This window comes from Kitasatospora sp. NBC_01302 (genome assembly GCF_035976515.1).
Classification (GTDB): Bacteria; Actinomycetota; Actinomycetes; order Streptomycetales; family Streptomycetaceae; genus Kitasatospora.
The window spans coordinates 2,853,892-2,872,076 of record NZ_CP108404.1; the positions used below are offsets into that span (position 1 = coordinate 2,853,892).

Below are 18,185 nucleotides of genomic sequence, written 5' to 3' on the forward strand. Positions count from 1 at the left end.
GCCGATGCGCAGTTACTCGCCGACCGCTGCGGTCCTGAACCTGTTGCTGGGAGTGCCGGCTGTGGTACCGGTCTGGCTGCTCTGGTACTTCGCCGTCAACTGGCCGCTCTCCGCGCTGGGGTGGACCTCCCGCGAGCCGACCGAGAACGACGGTGTCCTGCCGATGCTGGTGGTGCTCGTCCCGGTCGTGGGGGTGTTCACAGTGCTGTGGTGGCTGGCCAACCGGGCGGTACGACGGCGTACGGCCCCGGGCCCGGCCCGGGTGTACTGGCCGCTGAGCGTGCTGCTGCTGCTCGTACCCACGTCCGTGCTGATCGTCGCTCTGTAGGCGTTGCAGGGCTCGAAGAATTCAAAAACTCCAGGGGCTTGGAGAACTCCAGGGACCTGCAGGGCTCGAGGGAGCTGCAGGGCTTGGAAGCCGGGGGTTGAAGGGATGAAGGTCTTGGAGAGGATGGAAGACGTGCGGAGCGCAATCACTCGCCGGTCCGCGGTCAAGGGAGCCGCCGTGCTCGGTGCGGCCACGGCCGTGGGGCCGCTACTTCCCCGTGCCGCTTGGGCGGCACCGGCCGAGCACAGCACCGAGCCCGAGAACCCGGGACGGAACCTGCCGACCAGTGCCAACGGCTGGACGATCGAGAAGGAGGCGAACCACGTCTCGACCGTCTGGACCCGCACGGTGGCCGGCACCGGGCTCACCGTGGACGTCCGGATCGGTGACGTCGAGGAGATCCTCGTCCACGTGATCCGGCGCTTCCACTACGAGGTCGAGGAATTGCCGGGCGGCGACCTGCTCGGCTGGCGGCCGATCGACGGCCTGCGCGCTGCCCTGCCGGAGTCGAACCTCGCTTCCGGCACGGCGGTGCGCATCCGCCCCGGCGCTTCGGCGAAAGGCGGGTTCTTCGCCTACCAGGAGCTGGTGCTGCGGGACATCCTCGCCCAGTGCGAGGGCGTCGTGCGCTGGGGCGGGGACGACGGCGAGGTGGACGAGTCGCTGTTCTACCTCGCGTCCGGCCCGCAGGACCGGCGAGTCCGACAGCTCGCCGACCGCCTGCGCGGCTGGCGCGCCCGCCCCGGCGAGGGCGCGGGCGCGCCGGTCGACGTGCTCTCCCCGGCCCGCCGCAGCGAAGCGGACCGCCTGGCCCACGCCCAGCGCACGTCCTGAACCGGTCGGGACCAGCGAAATTCCTACGGCCCAGGCGCGGGCCGGATGCCGTACGGGGCCGGCTCCAGCCGATCGGGTACGGCGGCGTAGCCGGGCGGGTGCTGTCGGTCATCGCGCCGTGCCTCCGGAACCCGGGGCCGGCACGGACGCCCGTCCCGGCCTGGTTGAGCGGCACGTCGGAGCGTACGGACGGGGGTCAGCCGGTGACGGTCTCGGTGTGCCGGTGAAGGGCCTCCAAGAGCGAGGTCTGGTGGTCGGGCAGCTTTCCCTCCGTGCGGACCCTGGCCTGCGTGCGCAGCCACGTGCCGGGGCGGAACGCTGGATCGTCGCCGAGTCCGGTGCGGTTGACGGGGCCGTCCAGGGTGCCGCCGGCCTCCAGGTGGGCGAGCAGGCGGCGGTAGGAGCGGTTCATTCGTCCAGCTTCGCCGTCGCGGGGACCGCGAGGTGGCCGTGGTGGTGGTGGAACGCGACAGCATGCGCGTAGCCGCGTTCCCAGACGCCTGCGTTCTTCGACCAGATCATGCCGAGCGCGTCCGCTTCGCCCAACTCGTCCGCCAAGCCGCCACAGACAACCGTGACCGCCTGATCTGAACCGCCGAACCAAGCAGACACCGCCAACACCAGCAACTACGCGCGGGGCTCACGCAGCAACCCACCATCCAGCTCTGACCGAGGACAGCTCGGAGGACCGGCACGACGATCAGATCGAACAGCACCAGCACGTAGCCGCGAGCACTGACCCGACTCGCCGTGAAGCTACCGCCCACCGCGACCCCGCTTGACGCAATTTGGTGACCCTAGGTCACCAAATGGTGGCCAAGGAGGCATTCGCGGCCGTGCCGAACATCTGCCAAATCAGCCACGCTCCGTACCACAAACCTGATGATCCGTCATGGTGGACGCCCGGACCGTTCGCCACGCGATCCCCGAGATCGAGATCCCCATTTTGGTCATGCACCGTAGCCAAATCGGATGTCGGCGCCGTCTTCGCAGGCACCCGAGCGGCCGGAGAACGTGTAGCGAGCCCGATGGCGGCCACCCAGCACTCAGGTGCGGGCCCCACCGCGAACCCGCAGGCCAGAGCCCCAAATCCGTGGAGCACGGCACGTGGACCTTCGCCGTCGACTTCGCCTCCCTCAACGGCCGCCGGCGCACCGTGCGCCGCGGCGGCTTCGAGGACGACTTCGCCGCCGAGAGCGCGCTGCGGCGCTTCCTCGAAGGGCGCCGGCTGGGCTTCGACGCCAACCCCCACGAGACGGTCGCTGCCTACCTCACCAGGTGGCCCAAGATGATGGAGTTCCTGCTCAAGCCCACCACCTTTGCCCGCTACCGCACCTACGTACACGGCGAACTCATCCCCGTCTTCGGCGAGATACGCCTCGAGGAACTCGCCCACGACCACATCACCACCTGCACCCACCAGCAACTCGAAGCCGGACGCGGACGCCAGGTCCTCTACCACTGCCTCGCCACCCTCTCCAGCGCCCTGGGCACCGCCGTACGCACCCACCGCCTCCCCTACAACGCCGCCCAGCCCCTGCCCCTGCGCAGGCCCCGACCCGACGAACGCATCCCCTGGAGCGCCGAGCAGGCCGTCGCCTTCCTCGCCCACTGCCGCGACGTCGACCCCGCCTTCGCCGACCTCTTCGAGACCATCATCGGCACCGGCCTGCGCAAGGGAGAGGCACTCGGCCTCCAACGCCCGAACGTGCGGATCGAGGACCGCGTCATGTACATCCGCCACACCTCTCCGCGATCGACAACCACGAACTCGTCCTGACCGCGCCCAAGACCAGGAAGAGCCGCAACTGGGTACCCCTGTCCGACCGCGTCGCCGCCGCCCTCCAACGCGCCATGGCCAGGAGCACCTACGCCGGCAACGACCACGTCTTCCAAGGCCCCGACGGCAAGCCCCTCCACCCGGCTACGGTCCGCCGGCGCTTCCACGAACTGCGCAAGCAAGCCGGCCTTCCCCACGTGACCATCCACGACCTGCGCCACCTCGCCGCCACCCTCGCCCTGGAGGGCAACGTCCCCATGGCGATCATCTCCAAGACCCTGCGGCACTCCACGCTCTCGACCACCGCGAACATCTACAGCCACCTGACCTGGGACGTCGCCATGGCCGCGGTACACACCATCGAAACCAGGCTCTGCCTCGTCGAGGCCCGCGCCGGCCGTACCGCCGATGCCCTCGTCCACAACACCAACAGGCCGAACCCGCTCTTCAGCCACGCGGCCTGACAGCCGCACCCCCCGACCCGCCGAGCCGCGGCAAGAGCCAACACCGCCAGCCCAGAGCTGGCGATCACTCAGGCTCACCGCCCACCCCAGCAACTGCGGTGGGTCCCCCAGGCATGCCCACGTTCGGCCAGCCGGACCCACGGCGAGCCTGGATACCAGCCTGATCGGTCGCCGACTACACTCAGTCACCTCGATCAAACGAGCAAAATCCGCACAAGGGTTGCACAAAGAGAGCCCAGCTCCCCCGACGCGGCGCGCAGGAACCGCTTGCGACCACACTGCGACCACTACAGCAAAAAGGCCGTTCCAGCTGTTCAGCGGAAACGGCCTCCGACCTGCGTAAACGCCGGTCGGGACGACAGGATTTGAACCTGCGACCCCTTGACCCCCAGTCAGGAAGGGCTCCCCTATTCCTGCCTGAAATGCGCTCGCGCACACGTCGTGCGTGTGCAGATGAGCATGTTTCGCGCACCTCGTGCGGCAGCGCGCATGACGTGTGGTCCCCAGCTGGTCCCCAGGCCAGGGGCTTGGCGGAGGGTCCGAGTGCCGTTCATGGCTCTAGGGTAGCGCCACCTCGAGCAAGGAGCCAGCAATTCTCGCGAATCCGACAGAGGGTCATCAAACAGGATCCTGAAATGCTCGGGGAAATCAATCAGATCCGGGCTGAACGCCAGCCAGAAAACCAGGCACATAAATCTCTGCCTCACCCATTCCCCTGCAGGCTCGCGGAATTCTCGGCGCTCGCCGTCGCGCACTCCGAAGGCCAGTCCGAGGCTCGGCGCCATCGCACCGCGCGTAGCTACGGGTTGTACGAGCCCAACAACCCACGGCCGACCGGCAGGCTGCCTTCTCCCGGCCCCGCAGCCGCTCTTCCGAGCAGCTACCCGTGCGGGCCGATACTGCGCGGTCACGGTGCCATACCCACCGAAGGCGCTCCGTGACCACCCGCGCGGCGTGTCGCCAGCACATGTCCCGGCCAGTCGATCTCGCCGTGCTCCACCCTCCTGCCTCGCGCGCTCTGCCGCCGCACTCACCACTTCGGCAATTCTGGACACGCCATCACCACTTGATCGGGTCTTGCAGCTCCGTGTCTGGCGACAGCAGGCCGTTCATCGGGTAGCTCGAGCGCGACGCGGTAGCGGTCCGGCGCTTCATGGTGTCGAGCTGGAAGGGCACGGTAGGTTTGGTGACGGACAGTCAAGTACAGCTAAGGGGTGTGGGATGACGGGCATCGAAGTCGCGGTGGGCTACCTGTTTGCATGGGCTCTCCGCAAGGCGAGCCGGGTCAGCGGCCAGCTAGACGCTGAGGTCAACCACGTCCTCGATAAAGGGATCGACCGCCTGCACAATCTGGTGAGCGGGAAGCTCGGAGAGAATTCGGCACTGCGCAAGCTGGCCGAGGAGGCCGACGCGGGGCAGGACCAGCTCAGTGAACGCACGGGCGATCAAGTCCGGCTCGCCCTGGAGGAGGCTGCTGAGCAAGACCCTCAGTTCGCCGAAGCGTTGGGGGGGCTCATCGAGGAGCTGCACGGGCTGGCCCGCCCCGCTGAAGCGACAGCCGGCTCGGTCAGCAGCACCATCAGCGGTGGTACTCAGTACGGGCCGGTGCTGCAGGGGCGGGACTTCTCCAACCTGTCCTTCACGCAGCCACCGATCGCCAGGCCGGCAGTCGGTGCCGGCGACGATGTGGCATCTGGGCAGGGCTGAGCCATGACGTGGGGGACGACGAGCACCCCTGGAGGCGTGACGCACGACCGGCTCGCCAGTCGACTCACCGATGGCGTCAACGTCCAAGTCTCATCCACGGCTGGAAGCCTTCCGCTCCAACTGCGCTTCTGAATCCGGTGCTCTATACACGCCCCTGCACATCGGTCAACGACACACGTCAACCATCGATCAGATGATCCGAAGGAAAAGGTTTAGCCACGCGTCGCCGCGTCGTGGCTCTCTCCACCAGGTGGGTCAGGCGGACGACGCCCGTATCATGCTTTCCGGGGACGACCGGGCACGGAGCCAACAACCGGCACCGTCCAGCATGAGGGGGCCGACAGTGAACCTGATCGAGAACGGGATCTTCTTCAGCGCCGTCGTCCAGGGCCGCGACATCACCGTCCAGTTGCCGTCGCGGATCACCCCAGCCCTGTCCGGACTCCCCTCACCAACATCGACCTTCACCGGGCGCGACGACGCGGTGAACGGCCTCCTGCGGGACCTCGCGCCGGAGCAACCGCACTCCCCCGTCCTAGTCACCGCGATCGCCGGCCTCGCCGGTGTCGGCAAGACGGAACTCGTCCTCCAGACCGCCACCCGGGCGCTCCGGCAGCCGGACTGGTTCCGCGGCGGCGCCCTGTTCATCGACCTGTTCGGCTATGACGACAACCGCCGGGTCGCTCCTGCACAAGCCCTCGAAGGCTTCCTCCGCGCCCTCGGGATCCCGACCGAACACATCCCGCCCAACCTCCAGGACCGGTCACGCCTCTACCGTTCAGTGGTGAGCTGCTACGCAGAGCACGGGCAGCGGCTGCTCATCGTGCTCGACAACGCCTGCGCCCCGTGGCAGGTGACCCCGCTACTCCCGGCGGAGGGGACCGCCGACACGCTGGTGACTTCCCGCCATACGCTCGCCATCGACGCACGGCTGCACGACCTGGACGTACTCGACGCCGACACGTCAGCCGAACTGATCCGCCGCTGCCTCCGACGGACGCGGGGCGAGGGTGACACCCGAGTGGACGACGACCCCGGGGCCGCCACGCGAATCGCCGAGTTATGCGGACGGCTCCCGCTGGCCCTGCAGATCTGCGCCGCCATCCTCGCCGACACACCCCGACAGCCACTGCGCGACTTCGCCGACTCCCTCGAAGCAACCCGCAACCGGCTCGACCGGATCAGCCGCGAGAACCTCGCCGTTCGCGCGGCCTTCGACCTGTCCTACCGCCAACTGTCGTCGCAGCAGGCCACTCTGTTCCGGCTGCTGTCCACCAACCCCGGCCCCGACCTCTCCACCGAGGCCGCCGAGTACCTCCTTTCCGTCGACACGGACGAGGCCGAGACACTCCTCCGGGACCTCGCCCGCGCCCACCTGGTGGAACCCGGCCAAACCTGGGGCCGCTGGCGTCTACACGACCTGGTTCGGCTCTACTCCGACCAGTTGGGACAGAAGAACGCTGACGCGGACGGCCGCGCGGAGGCCCAGGACCGCCTGTTCTGGCACTACGTGCACTGCGTGTCGGCCGCGGCAACCCACCTCCGGCCCGAGCCTGACACCAAGCTCTCACCACACTTCGAGCACCAGAACGAGGCCACCACCTGGCTGGAGAACGAGCGCCGGAACCTGATCGCCATGGTCGAGGCCAGCGAGGACTCGGGGATCGCCTTCCGCGTGTCCTTCACGATCCCAGACTACTTCGAGAAGAACCGACTCTTCGAAGAGTGGCTGATGCTCTGCGAGGCGGGCGTGCGCAACTTCCGCAGGTCCGGCGACCGACACAGCGAAGCGATGGCCGTGGACAACTCCGGCAACGCGCTGGGCAGGCTGAGACGTCACAGGGAGGCCCTCGCCCGGCACCGCCAAGCGGCGGCCATCTTCGCGGAACTCGACGACCGTCGCTGCGGCGGGCTCGCGCACACCAACGTCAGCAGCTCGCTCAACGACAACGGGCAGTTCGACGACGCCGTCACCGTCGGCAGGCAAGCGCTGGCTACAGCACGGGAGTTCTCGGACCGCGCCCTCGAATCCAAGGCACTGCTGAACATCGGCCACGGTCTACAGGGTGCAGGCCACCACGAGGAGGCGGTGCGGCTCCTCGCCCAGGCCGAAACCGTCGCCGGCGCGGCCGGAGAGCGCCACAGCGAGGCCTGCGCGCTCGCCGGTAAGGCGCTCTCCCTTGAGGAGCTCGGGCGCGCCAAGGAGGCCCTGAGGGCGCTCACTCGAGCCACGCAGCTGTTCGCCGAAATCGGTAACCGCTATGACAAGGCCTGCGTACTGGTCAATCGGAGCGCCGTGATGGTGCGGTCTGGCATCACGGCCAAGAAGGCCGTCGGCCTGCTCGCACAAGCAGTGGAGATCCTCGCGGCCGAGGATGCCTTCCACGACCTCGCCATCGCCCGCGCGAACCTCTCGCTGGCCCTGGCCTCTACCGGCCGCCTCGAGAGCGCGACGACCGAGGCGGCGAGGGCCGTTGAGGCGTTCCGGGCCGCCGGCGACGACGCCGCCGCCACCGACATGGAGGCCAACCTCCAGTCCCGGCTCCTGGAGGCGAAGACGTCCCGCCCGCCCGCGCCGCGCCGATCGTCGCCGGCTCGCCGCTGAACCCGGACAGCCGACGACGGACCGGAGCACTCGCCGTTGGCGCTGAGCGGGGCGGGGATGGTGGACGGTAGCCCCTGTCTGCGCATTCGGACGATCCATCACAAGTGTTGCCCTAACTGGAACCTGTCGGGGATCTTGGAGCCTTCCCGGTGTGGCGGTCCGATCGGCCGGCATGCTCGGGGCTGATCGAAGACCGTGTAGTTGCCGAGGTGTGGAAAAGTTCGGGCACCTGGCCGGCGGTGGCGGAGCCCAACCGCCGGTCAGACGCAGGCCTGGCCTGCCCGTCATGAGTTCTGCGCGCGCTTGGCTCGAGCGATGGCGCTTTCGATCTCCATCTTTAGGAGTTCGATCTCACGATTGACGCGGCGAGGGTACGACATGGAATCCGGGTCTTCCCGATGCGGTCGACCGCTAGCTGTGCTCAGGCGCCGATCTGACGCGGGTGGATGGGCTGGTACGACGAGTTGGATGTAGCCGTGGAACATGGCTGTGGCGGGCTTGACGATGACGTGGTCGATCTCCCCGACGGGAAGTGACTGGATGCCTTTCATGCGTGGGCCGTAGCCGTCTTTGCGGATGGTGACGGTCTCGCCGTCGAAGTTGATGCTCCCGAGCACGCCTTTGACGGTGATCAGGCCCTGCTGGGGGCGAGGGAGGTCTGGTGGTGTCACGACCGCTGCGGACATCGCCTGGCCCCTTGCCGGTGCGGCGGGCTCGATAACAGCGCCTCCGTTCTGCTGCTCTTCCAACGCCTGGCTGCGCGGCCGGCTGACGCTTCTCGCCCCGCTCCCTCCATCAAGTCCGCTGGACAACCGAGCTCCCTGTTGCAAACCGCCTTCCCGATCACTCCGACCGGTACTGGCAGGTTGCGTTTGCGACTGCGGGGCCTTGCCAAACGCCTCGAAGCTGGCGATGAAATGGCAGATCGTCTTATGACTCAGCTCGTTTTCACGAGGGATCTGGATCCAGCTGGCCGCGCTGCCATCGCGGAGCTCCTTGGTGAGGTTGATCCAGAACAGCCGTCCCTCGTCGAGGTCGTAGACCACCCCGATGACGGGGATCTGGCTCTGCGTCCAGTCTTCGCGATGGTCCTCTACCGGAATGGCGTAGCCGCTGGCCCTCCGATACTTCTTGCCGCTCTTGACCTGTACAGCGACGACATGCCCTGTGCGCCTGCCGTCTCGGACGATGGCAACGTAGAGGTCTTCTCCGTGATCAGCGCCGCCGTCGATCTCCTGGACCAGGTGATCGTGGTCTTCCAGCAGGGAACGCAGCGCGTTGACGCCCGCCCGCTCGATTCGCCGACGCGGGCTGATCCTCGTCACGTTCGGCGCCTCCTCATCGGCTCATGCGTTCGGGGAGCGGAGGCGCTTGTCCAGCGCTGCCCGGTGGTCCCACGAAGTGTCTCCGAGCCCGTTTCGCGAGTGAGCTCTGGGGGCTACCTGTCCGTGCGGCTGATTCCCAGGACGTCGTAGAGGTGGTGGCCGGCGCCCCAGCCGGCGAGGCGCTCGCGGTCGATGAGGTCGAGCTGGTGCTTCTCCGCGAAGGCGACGGCCGGTGCCGTGAAGCCGTTTAAGCTCACCATGATCGGAACAGCGGCTTGATGCTCTGGCCGGGCGGTGCCGTTGAACGTCTGAACGTCCCCGGAGCCGATCGGCTTCGCGTACCGCTTGCACTGCACCACGACCCGTCGGCCCACCATGTCGCGGGCGATGACGTCGGCCCCCAGGTCGCCGGTTCCGCCCACTTTCACCGCATCAGTGAAGCCGTCCCGTTCGAGAAGCTCGCGGCACATCTCCTCAAACCGGTCAGGTGATGATCCGTCGAACTGCTCGAGGGTGTAGCCGATGGGACGGGACTCGTAGGAGGCGGCCGGCTCAGGCGGCGTCGCCGGGCGCAGCGGCCGCTGTGCCCACTGGTCGAGGCGGTCGGTGATGGCGTCGGCCGCAGAGGTGCGGGCGAGCACGACGCAGGTGGTGATGCCTGTGCGGACCAGGGCCCACAGTGGGGTGAGGAATCGACGTAGTGGGCGGTCCAGGCCCGTACGGATGAGCGTCCAGCGCAGCCCGACGATCACCACCGCAGCGCAGACCAGTACGACCACTGCGGCGAGCGGGTTGGCCCAGGCCCAGATCGCCCCCTGCCACAGAGCTGCGGCCACAACGAGTACGGCGACGAGCAAGGCGAGTCCCGTCCGATCACTCTCGCCCTGCGTGGTGCCGCCGCCCTGCGACGTCATTCCAGTCTCCAGTCCTTGGTCGCCGTTCCCGAGCGCGATCGTGACGCGGCCGGGAAGCGTAGTCGCGCGCTGTCGCTCTTCTCGGGAGGAAGCCGGGGTCTCGTCTTGCCCAGCGTCCGTCGCGCTGCGGCTGTCAGGTTCCACCGAGTGCGGTCTCGATAAGGTCGCGTGCGGCCGCGCCGTAGACCGCGGACGGCTGGAGGCGGTCGAAGGCCTTGCGAAACACCGCGAGGCGCTCCGGGGCGGTGATGGTCTCGCCACCGCGGAAGCCCTCCACCTCCACCCGGCGGTCGTCGAAGATGGAGAACCCGTCCCCCGGGTAGACCAGCAGCCGGGCCCTGGCGGGCACGATCCCGAGCGTGAGCCCGGGCAGGGAGAGCGCGTCGGTCAGCCTGCGCAGCTGACCGTGCATCACCTCGGGGCCTCCGATGTTGGTCAGCAGGGCCTGTTCCCCGAGGAGGACGTGGTACGTCCGGCCTTCCTGTCCGATGAACTGAGCGCGGGCGGTCCGGGCTGCAACGCCGGCCTCGATGTCGTCAGGGATGCCGTGGAAGTCGACGACCAGGTGCAGCATGGCTTCGGCGTACTGGGGTGTTTGGAGATTGCCCCACACTACGTTCGGCGAGTAGCCGAGGTAGTGGCGGGTCGTCCTGACGAGGTCCAGAAAGGACTCCTGTACTGGGCCGGTTCCCTGTTGGAGAAGGTCATCCCAGGTGCCGTCGGCCGAGCCCGATGCAGTCGCCATACGCGAGATTGTTCCAGTGGATGGTGACGCCTGTCCCGAAGTTGCTCGCTCTCGCGGCCAGTACAGCCTCTGCGGGCATCGGGGCCGAGGGCTCATGGCCATCGCCATCGCCATCGCCATCGCCATCGCCATCGCTCGAACGTACGGGGCCTCGCGCAATCACGCGAGGCCCCGCGACAGGTGTCGGCGCCTACGCTCAGGGCACCAGGATGCGGATGGCCAGGACGGAGCCGTCCGGGTGGACGGACACCGGGCCGCCCCACTCGGAATCCCAGGTGTCGGCGGGCCAGTCGGCTCGGCGGTCGTGGGCTTCCTCGCGGTACTGGGCGAGGCGACCGCCTGCGAGGTGACCGAAGAGGTCGGCCTCGACACCCGAGAAGGCCTCGACGCGTGTCCCGTTCAGCCGGAGCACGTGGTCGGTGCCGACGAACGGGATGCCGTGGAGGGTCGCCTTGGCATCCTGGACGCTGCCCAGCGCCGCGTGCGCCACGCCGGTGAACCGCTCCCTGCCCTGGCGCTGGGTCAGGTATCGGGCGATGGTTCCCGCATCCCCCGCGAACGCGGCCAGAGCGGCCGCAGAAGTGCGGGCGATGGAGTGCTGGAACCAGGCGAAGTGCTCGGCCCTGACGTGGATACCCGGCTCCGGTTCGAGTGTCTCGTCGCCTTCCGCCGACGGCTGGATGCCGGGGAAGAAGTTGTCCTGCTCCAGCACCGCGTCCAGATCGCGCAGGATCACCCCCGGTCCGGCGAGCTTGCCGCCGTTGCCGGGAGCATGGAGTGCGTGCACGGTCATCGGACCTTCCACCGGGAGTTCGGTACTGAACACCAGGGCGGGCGTGTCGGCCCATCCGCCGATGTGTACGCCCTCGGTGTGGACGGCGGCGGAAAGGAGTTGCGTGTGGGACACGGACGTCCCGCTGTGGTTGCCCTTGCACACGATCGGATACACGCGCGAAGGACGGCCGGGCTTCCACACCTCGGCGAAGAACTGCGGCCGGTACCGGTAGCCGATCGTCTGCCGGGGATCATTCTTGGTCACGTCCCGCGCGGCCAGCGCCCACCCCGCCCGCAGCACCGTGTCCGAGGGAACGATGGAGACGCTGTGGTCCGGGTGGCGCCGGGTCAGCACGTGCCGGGCCAGTGCGAGGCCGAAACCCATGGCGAGCTCGTCGGACTGGGTCTTCTTGTAGTACTCCGCGGTATCGCGTCCCTCGGCCGACAGGGCCATGAACGTGCCAGGGGCGCCGGTCAGGGCCTGGGTGTACTTCAGACACCCCCAGTGTTCCGCCAGCCCGCGCCCCGCACCGCGGCGCGACAGTGCGATCGCCCGGGCGAGGCTGTGCAGGACCTGCCACGGCGCCAACTGGACTGCGGCGCCCAATTCTCGTGCCGGTACAGGTTGGAGGTCGGGCTTGCGGCGGAGGGGTTCGAGGTCGTTCTCCTCGCGCTCCTTGTCGTCCTTCGCCGCGGCCGCTTCCACCTGCCCGAGGAGTCTGGGCGTGGAATGCGCTGCGGCGTTGGATGGTTGGGCCAGTTCTCGAAGTATCTCGGCTGCGTGGGCCAACGTGTGTTCTTCCCCTCCGGCTCGCCGTTCCCGCAGGACTGACAACGCACCATAGGCATTTGTCTCGGGGCGCGCGCCAGGGCGTGTACGGGCGGAAGAACGCATCCTCCGTTCGGATCGTGCGCCTTCACACCACCCACTGTCAGATCAACCACGGCGACGATGCGGTACTGCCAGTCGGTGCCGGGCCTCAGCCGGGAGGGCCTGCGCGAGGCACTCGTCACCACACGACTTTCCCTCCAGTGCGCGAAAGGTGCTGTCTAGCCCGTCATCCGTCATCGGGACCGTCGGTGTACCACGGGCGGGCGTTCAGCGGGCCCGTGTCAACGCCGCCTCGGCCGCCCAGCCCCTTCGCATCCACGCACCGGGCGTTGTCCTACCGCCTCATGAGGGCCAGGTTTCAGGTAGGGCCGCTGCTGCCTCATCTTCGCCGACCGATGCGCCTGGCAGCCGCATGTCGCCGCTCTGTGCAACGGTCCTAGCCTTCTTCGTGTTCGCCGTCCCGAGCCCTTCGTCCTCCCGGTCGGGTGCGGGTCAGGTCGCGGAAGGCTCTCCCGCTCCAAGATCTCCTTCCATGTGGATCTCTCTCAGCAGTAGGAGAGCGGCCTGGAGGACTAGGGCGATTCGGTGGCGGGGAGGACACACGGTAAGGCCGTGGAGAACGTCGTTGCGCAGGTTCATGCCCTGTTCTCCGTCGGTGAGGAGCAGCCGGATCGAGCGTATCCAGTCCTCGGTGAAGCCAGCCTCGCGCATGTCTGTGATGAGTCTTCCGAGCTGGCTCACCCCGCCGGGTGTTTCTCCCTTCGGGACCTGGATAACGGTCACACCGCGACTTCGCAAGATCTCACGTAGCAGGCCTTCGACCTGTGGCAGGGCCAGATGGATTGCCGCGTCGTCTTCGTGGAGCCAGAAGTGTTGGAAGGCGTGGGCTAGCATCCGCAGGCGCCAATCCGGGGCCAGTTGGTTGGGTGTGAAGACGTCGATCAGTTCTTCTTCGTCCGGGTTGAATCGTTCGCGGATCCGGTCAAGTTGCGCTTCGATCCGGAGACCTTCCATTTCCATGGCCAGGAGGTGGTACCTGGCCTGGATCGCAGTACGACCATCTACCCCCTCTGCCGAGACCGGCACCGGACCGTTGGGGTTAAGCCGGCCGCTCGCGATGGTGGCTACGAAGGGGGCCGACTCGGCGAGCACCGAAGCGGCGCGTTTGGCCGTGGCACCGCTGCCTGCCGGTGGTGAATCCGGGAGGACGACCGCCCAGAGGGCCTCCTTGAGCGTCGGGGCTCCCTCGATGCGAGCCAAGTAGAGGTCGGTCAGCTCCTTGAGCTGCTCGACACGCCCGCCGAGTCGGACGAGGCCGAGGTCCTGTGTGTTGATCGACTGCATCTTCAAAACCGCTTCGTCATGGAGGTCGCCCAACCCGAAGTTCCGGGCTGCGGTGGCGGCGTCGCTGAGCAGCATGGGCTTGAGGGCACCGGAGGCCGCCTCGGCATGCTGCAGCATGATCTCGACGATCTGTTGTTCGATCGCCTTTGCGCTCTCAGCGTCCCTGGCCCGTGACCGCTTCACCCTGAGGAAGGTGACCTTCAGATGGGGGTTGCTGACGTGTCCGATCGCGCGGTCCAGCAGTTCGGAGACCTTTGCCTCGACCGAGCCCTCCTGCTGAAGCGGCTCCAGGAGCGCACGGAGCAGACCATCGCGCTGTTCTGGACCGTCCAAGATCTCCTCCACCATGGCCACCATGTCCCGGACCACACGGTCTCGGAGATCGGTCTGCCCCCAAGTGAGTGCCAGGTCCAAGGCGTCGGTGACGGCGTGAACAGCCCTCACCTGCCCGGCGGGCTGCTCGTCAGCGGCCCAGAAAATCGCGGCTCCCTCTCGGTAGCCGGCGATCGCCCCTTGCGCGTGGAGATGCCGGCGGCCGTGGCCGCATGCGCGCAGGAGGTCGTGAAGATGACCACGGATGCCCGGATGCGCTGCGTGTTCGGCGTAGAGGGCCCATAGTTCTTGGGTCTCGCTGGGAACCATCTTCGGGTCGGTCGGCCAGGGGTCCTCTGGATCGCCGTGGTACATGCCCGTCAGCGATCCGTCCTGGCGCTCGAAGAGCAGGGCCGCCCGCAAGGCCTCGAAGTGATCGGCAGCTTTCGGCGAGCCTGCGGCTTCGGAGTCGAGCGAGACTGCAACCTGCCGGTTTGATATGAAGCCGCTCGAGGCATTGTCGAGCGCGGTCAAGACCGCGGGATCAACGTCTGGCATCGGGTCGCCTTCCTCGTGCATAGAGCATGTACTGGGCGCAAGGCCGCCGCCCGGGCTTACCCCGGATTGTGGACACTCCTGCGAAGCGGCTCTTGGGACCCGTGGAGAGGATGTCCTCGTGGGTACTGCGAGGTAACTCGGGGAAGCTCAAGCGGGACGCAATGGCGCTGGTGGACCCGGTGTCCCCCGGGGCGTGCGCCTCACACATATCTGCCTGGTGTCCCACACCACCAAGCCAGCTACTCGTCGCTGCTGCAGTTGCCGGCATAGGGGTGGACTGGTCGCTCAGCGTTGAACGGCGTGAACCAGGCATCCACACTCATCGGAGCGACGCCCAGCGCCTCGGCCCCAGGACTCTGGTCGAACCCGTCCATGGCTAGCTCGTAGAGCCATTCGTGGTCCAGGTCCTCGTACACGTTCTCGCGAAAGGAGCCGAGCGCTTCCTTGGCGCCGTCGTCCAGCAAGCCGTGAAGGTCGAGGGTCACCTCGGTGGTCTCCAGCAACAGCCGCAGCAGCAGTTCCTCGGCAACGCTGCTCAGCTGAGCGAACCCCGGCCGGCTCAGGCGGCCGGTCAGGTCAACGGCTGTGACCAGCAGCTGGCGCGCGAACAGCGGCGTGTACAAGTGCGCGAACTGGGGCGGAAGTTCTTCCAGTTGGAGCAGTCCACCGTCGCAGTGCGCAACGCTGGGGCTGTCGCCGAGGGTGTCGAGATCCTCGAAGAGCTCGTCCAGCAGGATGTCGATGGAGTAGAAGAGGGCACCGGCCGCGAGTTCGGCGTCCTCGCGTGCGACGTTGAACTCCTCGTCGAACTCCTCCCCATCCTCATCCTCCAGATCCTCAGCAGTCAGGTACCCGAAAGTCGCGGGGCCGGCACCGGCGAGCTGCGGCGCGAGCGCCTGCAGCCTCGCTCGCATCTCCTCCCGCTCCTCCTCAGTCGTCCCGGTCTGCGACACAGGCTCCTGGCGGGACTTGCGGTGGGCAGCAGCGCGGGCGGCCAGGTCGGGCGCGGGCGCGTCAGGACCTCCGGCTGCCTCCAGGCTCTCCTTTGCTGAGTCGACGTGCAGTTGGACCTCGCACGAGTTGATCGACCACTCCGCCAACGGATCACAGCCCTCCAGCAATTCGGCGACCAGGGCTCCGACAGCCGCTTCGGCGTTCTCCAGGGACACCGCGTCGACGAATACCTTCAGCAGCGCGCCCTCAGCGTGGACTCCGATGAACGTATCGGTGATTTCGACAACCTCCCCGTCCTCTCCCTCGATGGCCTCGACCGCGTCGAACGCCTCGCGCAGGAGATGGATGACGCCTGCGCGCTGCAACTCGTCGAGTTCGGGAGTTCCGTCGGGCCGGCTGGTGTCCACAATGACCGCGTAGCTCATGACACCAGCCTGCCCTATGCGACCGACACCCCGGGGCCGAACGTGACGACGGCGAGCGCGCTTGGGGGCAAAGGAAAGGGGTCATCCCAGGTCAGCCACTGAGAGCGGGACTGGCTGGTCGGATTGTGGTCATCGAATTTTGCCCACTTCCGTCCCAGCCGGATCAGAGTGGTGAGCCTCGCTGAGTACGCGCCTGTCGGCCGAGGCACCCTCCCGCTCAGCCGCGCTTGTCGACGCATCAAGGGCGTTGACTGAGGCCAGCCCAGCACCGAACCGACTGGCGAGTGCAAGATAACCAGCTCACCACGACTACGCGTATGGGTCGCGCAGCGGCCTGGGCTCGCGGACTCCGCGGGTGATTTCCTCCGGCAGGTCAGGACCAGCGGTGTAGTAGCGTCCTTGGGCCTCGCCCTTGGCCAGCAGCCAACCAGCGCGCACGAGTTCGCGGATGTCACGCTGGGCCTGCTGTTCGCTGAGGCCGGCATCCGTCTGATAGGTGGCGCGGCGGACTCGGTTGCCCATTGCGGCGGGGTAGAGACCGTAGAGCATGCGGTCGGGCCAACCGCGCTGCTCGAGCGCCTCATCGAGAGCCGACCAGACCTCACGGGTGGTCTGAACCTGCCGCTCGACGGTCTGGGCCTGCTGGTGGTGGGCACGCAGGCAGAACCGCACCCACGGGAGGGTGTCGCGCTCGGGGGTCCAGACGGGGCCGCCGACCTCGGCCAGGACGTCGTAGTAGCGGTAGGTGTTGCGGGCTCGCCCGAGCCACTCCTCGATGCTGGAGAACTCGGGAGCCATGATCCCTTCTCGGGCCAGCACCAGGGTGTGCAAGGCGCGGGACATGCGCCCGTTGCCGTCGGACCACGGGTGGATCGCCACGAGGTTCAGGTGCGCCATCGATGCTCGAACCAGCCCCGGCGCTTCCAAGTCGCCCTCGTTGAGCCAGCCCACCAGCTCCCCGGTCAAGGCCGGCACTTGCTCGGCACCCGGAGCGGTGTACGCGGCGATGGTCGGATCCTCCGCCGAAGTCACGTAGACCGGGCCGCTGCGCCACCAACCGGGCCGCTTCAGCAGGTGGTGACCCTGCATCATGAAGTGCAGCGCGTTCAACAAGCCCTTGCTGTAGGCGAAGTCGTCACCGGCCTCGGCGAGGCGCTGGATGTAGGTCATCGCCTGACGGTAGCCGTCGATCTCGGCAGTCACGGTCTCGTTCGCGTCGATCGGCGCCTCACCGACCATGATGTCCTCGACATCGGAGACGCTCGCAGCGTAACCCTCGATGGTGTTCGACCCTGCGATCGCGCGCGCGGTCAGATTGCGCCGCAGCTGCCCCTCCCACCGTCGTGAGGTGCGCAGATGCAACCGCAGACGGTCCCGCATCTCCTCAATCTCGGCGAGGATCCGAAGATCCGCTTCTCCCAGCAAAGGCGACGAGTACAACATGCAGCAATAACACCATCATGGCATCACCACGTCAAGCGCAGCCTCGGCGATTGCGCCGCACACGACCAGCCGGCCTCGACCCTGGACCGTGCCACCGCCCTGTCGGGTTTCGACAACAAGCACCTGCATCACCGAGATCGAATTGCACATACCCGAAGTGAGGCATCAGTCGGATGCCCGACCAGCAGCGGCACGCACAGGATTGCCGCCTTGCCCCCTTCTGAAGTGCTCGACATAGGAGCACCCCCCGGCACATCGTCATATCCGGGCTCGTCATGAGGCGACAGGACAGAAACCGATTCCAGACGCCCATCACCCACCTGCGGAATTCGGCGCTACTTTCGACACAGCGGATCGTCTGACCATCCTGTGGCGATGCACAGCCTCGCCGCCCCTGATCCGCACGGTCGGAAACTTTGACCGGTTTGCGCCGATTTGCCACCCGCTACCGCACTTGACTGGAGAGCCTGGCGGGTCAAGGTGCGTCACCATCAGACTCTCCACCGCACCCAAGACACGACAGTGCATCAGCAGCAATCTGGGCAATACGGGCACAAACCCCGAACGCGGGGACCATGCCGATGCGACTCAGGGGTGAATCGTGACCGCGACTCCTTGGCTCTGGTCCCCAGCTGGTCCCCAGCAAGATCGCCAGAGGGTCCTTGGCTCGGGCCCGATCCGCTAACATGCCATCAGCAAAAAGGCCGCCAGCCTGGGCGTTAACCCGGCCAACGGCCTTTCCGACTCACGTCGGGACGACAGGATTTGAACCTGCGACCCCTTGACCCCCAGTCAAGTGCGCTACCAAGCTGCGCCACGTCCCGTGGTCTCGCTGCCGGGA

14 protein-coding genes, 1 tRNA gene and 1 pseudogene are annotated in these 18,185 nt (G+C 67.4%); 6 read left to right on the plus strand and 10 right to left on the minus strand.

Going from position 1 to position 18,185, the window contains the following annotated elements; all coding sequences use genetic code 11:
• The first annotated feature begins 4 nt into the window (after window positions 1–4).
• Together OG294_RS11830 and OG294_RS11835 are read left to right on the plus strand one after the other, a co-directional pair.
• A complete protein-coding gene (locus tag OG294_RS11830; RefSeq protein WP_327066440.1) occupies window positions 5–328 on the plus strand; it encodes a hypothetical protein in 324 nt (107 codons plus the stop codon).
• 132 nt (window positions 329–460) lie between these two features.
• Window positions 461–1,162, plus strand: a complete 702-nt coding sequence (locus tag OG294_RS11835; protein WP_327066441.1) for a twin-arginine translocation signal domain-containing protein — start codon at window positions 461–463, stop codon at window positions 1,160–1,162.
• Between the two features lie 196 nt (window positions 1,163–1,358).
• Here the strand turns inward: OG294_RS11835 and OG294_RS11840 are convergent, their stop codons facing one another.
• Window positions 1,359–1,574 (minus strand): helicase associated domain-containing protein, encoded by a 216-nt coding sequence (locus OG294_RS11840; protein WP_327066442.1) that lies wholly within the window; start codon window positions 1,572–1,574, stop codon window positions 1,359–1,361.
• Window positions 1,571–1,720 (minus strand): hypothetical protein, encoded by a 150-nt coding sequence (locus tag OG294_RS11845; protein ID WP_327066443.1) that lies wholly within the window; start codon window positions 1,718–1,720, stop codon window positions 1,571–1,573. The genes OG294_RS11840 and OG294_RS11845 overlap by 4 nt, the downstream gene beginning before the upstream one ends.
• Before the next feature lie 535 nt (window positions 1,721–2,255).
• Here OG294_RS11845 and OG294_RS11850 point away from each other — a divergent pair.
• The 4 genes from OG294_RS11850 to OG294_RS11865 all read left to right on the plus strand — a co-directional run bounded on the left by OG294_RS11850 (window position 2,256) and on the right by OG294_RS11865 (window position 7,718).
• Window positions 2,256–2,942 carry a hypothetical protein gene (locus OG294_RS11850; protein ID WP_327066444.1) on the plus strand — a complete coding sequence of 229 codons (687 nt, stop codon included), beginning with the start codon at window positions 2,256–2,258 and terminating at the stop codon, window positions 2,940–2,942.
• Window positions 2,943–2,980: 38 nt separating this feature from the next.
• Complete coding sequence (locus OG294_RS11855) at window positions 2,981–3,406, plus strand: tyrosine-type recombinase/integrase (protein ID WP_327071509.1); 426 nt, start codon at window positions 2,981–2,983, stop codon at window positions 3,404–3,406.
• Window positions 3,407–4,627: 1,221 nt separating this feature from the next.
• A complete protein-coding gene (locus OG294_RS11860; RefSeq protein WP_327066445.1) occupies window positions 4,628–5,113 on the plus strand; it encodes a hypothetical protein in 486 nt (161 codons plus the stop codon).
• Between the two features lie 343 nt (window positions 5,114–5,456).
• A complete protein-coding gene (locus OG294_RS11865) occupies window positions 5,457–7,718 on the plus strand; it encodes a tetratricopeptide repeat protein (protein WP_327066446.1) in 2,262 nt (753 codons plus the stop codon).
• Between the two features lie 284 nt (window positions 7,719–8,002).
• On the opposite strand, the gene OG294_RS11870 is transcribed toward OG294_RS11865, so the two are convergent.
• The 8 genes and pseudogenes from OG294_RS11870 to OG294_RS11905 form a co-directional block, all read right to left on the minus strand.
• Window positions 8,003–9,043 (minus strand): DUF4365 domain-containing protein, encoded by a 1,041-nt coding sequence (locus OG294_RS11870; RefSeq protein ID WP_327066447.1) that lies wholly within the window; start codon window positions 9,041–9,043, stop codon window positions 8,003–8,005.
• A 113-nt stretch (window positions 9,044–9,156) separates the two neighbouring features.
• Complete coding sequence (locus OG294_RS11875) at window positions 9,157–9,957, minus strand: restriction endonuclease (RefSeq protein WP_327066448.1); 801 nt, start codon at window positions 9,955–9,957, stop codon at window positions 9,157–9,159.
• Window positions 9,958–10,090: 133 nt separating this feature from the next.
• Window positions 10,091–10,702 carry a DUF5753 domain-containing protein gene (locus OG294_RS11880; RefSeq protein ID WP_327066449.1) on the minus strand — a complete coding sequence of 204 codons (612 nt, stop codon included), beginning with the start codon at window positions 10,700–10,702 and terminating at the stop codon, window positions 10,091–10,093.
• Between the two features lie 196 nt (window positions 10,703–10,898).
• The gene (locus tag OG294_RS11885; protein ID WP_327066450.1) at window positions 10,899–12,371 is read right to left on the minus strand and encodes a hypothetical protein; all 1,473 of its coding nucleotides are present in this window, start codon (window positions 12,369–12,371) and stop codon (window positions 10,899–10,901) included.
• A gap of 429 nt (window positions 12,372–12,800) precedes the next feature.
• Entirely contained in the window at window positions 12,801–14,522 is a 1,722-nt protein-coding gene (locus tag OG294_RS11890; protein ID WP_327066451.1) for a hypothetical protein, read from the minus strand.
• Window positions 14,523–14,761: 239 nt separating this feature from the next.
• Window positions 14,762–15,901 carry a hypothetical protein gene (locus OG294_RS11895; RefSeq protein ID WP_327066452.1) on the minus strand — a complete coding sequence of 380 codons (1,140 nt, stop codon included), beginning with the start codon at window positions 15,899–15,901 and terminating at the stop codon, window positions 14,762–14,764.
• Window positions 15,902–16,726: 825 nt separating this feature from the next.
• Window positions 16,727–17,344: pseudogene (locus tag OG294_RS41095) on the minus strand (Fic family protein); the annotation flags it as partial.
• 750 nt (window positions 17,345–18,094) lie between these two features.
• A tRNA-Pro gene (locus OG294_RS11905) sits at window positions 18,095–18,168 on the minus strand.
• Between the last annotated feature and the right edge of the window lie 17 nt (window positions 18,169–18,185).

What these genes read in the sequence shown, in the direction of transcription:
- OG294_RS11830 (WP_327066440.1), top strand. Translation starts at nt 5, where the DNA reads ATGCGCAGTTACTCGCCGACCGCTGCGGTCCTGAACCTGTTGCTGGGA.
- OG294_RS11840 (WP_327066442.1), bottom strand. Translation starts at nt 1,574, where the DNA reads ATGAACCGCTCCTACCGCCGCCTGCTCGCCCACCTGGAGGCCGGCGGC.
- OG294_RS11860 (WP_327066445.1), top strand. Translation starts at nt 4,628, where the DNA reads ATGACGGGCATCGAAGTCGCGGTGGGCTACCTGTTTGCATGGGCTCTC.
- OG294_RS11875 (WP_327066448.1), bottom strand. Translation starts at nt 9,957, where the DNA reads ATGACGTCGCAGGGCGGCGGCACCACGCAGGGCGAGAGTGATCGGACG.
- OG294_RS11880 (WP_327066449.1), bottom strand. Translation starts at nt 10,702, where the DNA reads ATGGCGACTGCATCGGGCTCGGCCGACGGCACCTGGGATGACCTTCTC.
- OG294_RS11885 (WP_327066450.1), bottom strand. Translation starts at nt 12,371, where the DNA reads ATGCGTTCTTCCGCCCGTACACGCCCTGGCGCGCGCCCCGAGACAAAT.
- OG294_RS11890 (WP_327066451.1), bottom strand. Translation starts at nt 14,522, where the DNA reads ATGCCAGACGTTGATCCCGCGGTCTTGACCGCGCTCGACAATGCCTCG.
- OG294_RS11895 (WP_327066452.1), bottom strand. Translation starts at nt 15,901, where the DNA reads ATGAGCTACGCGGTCATTGTGGACACCAGCCGGCCCGACGGAACTCCC.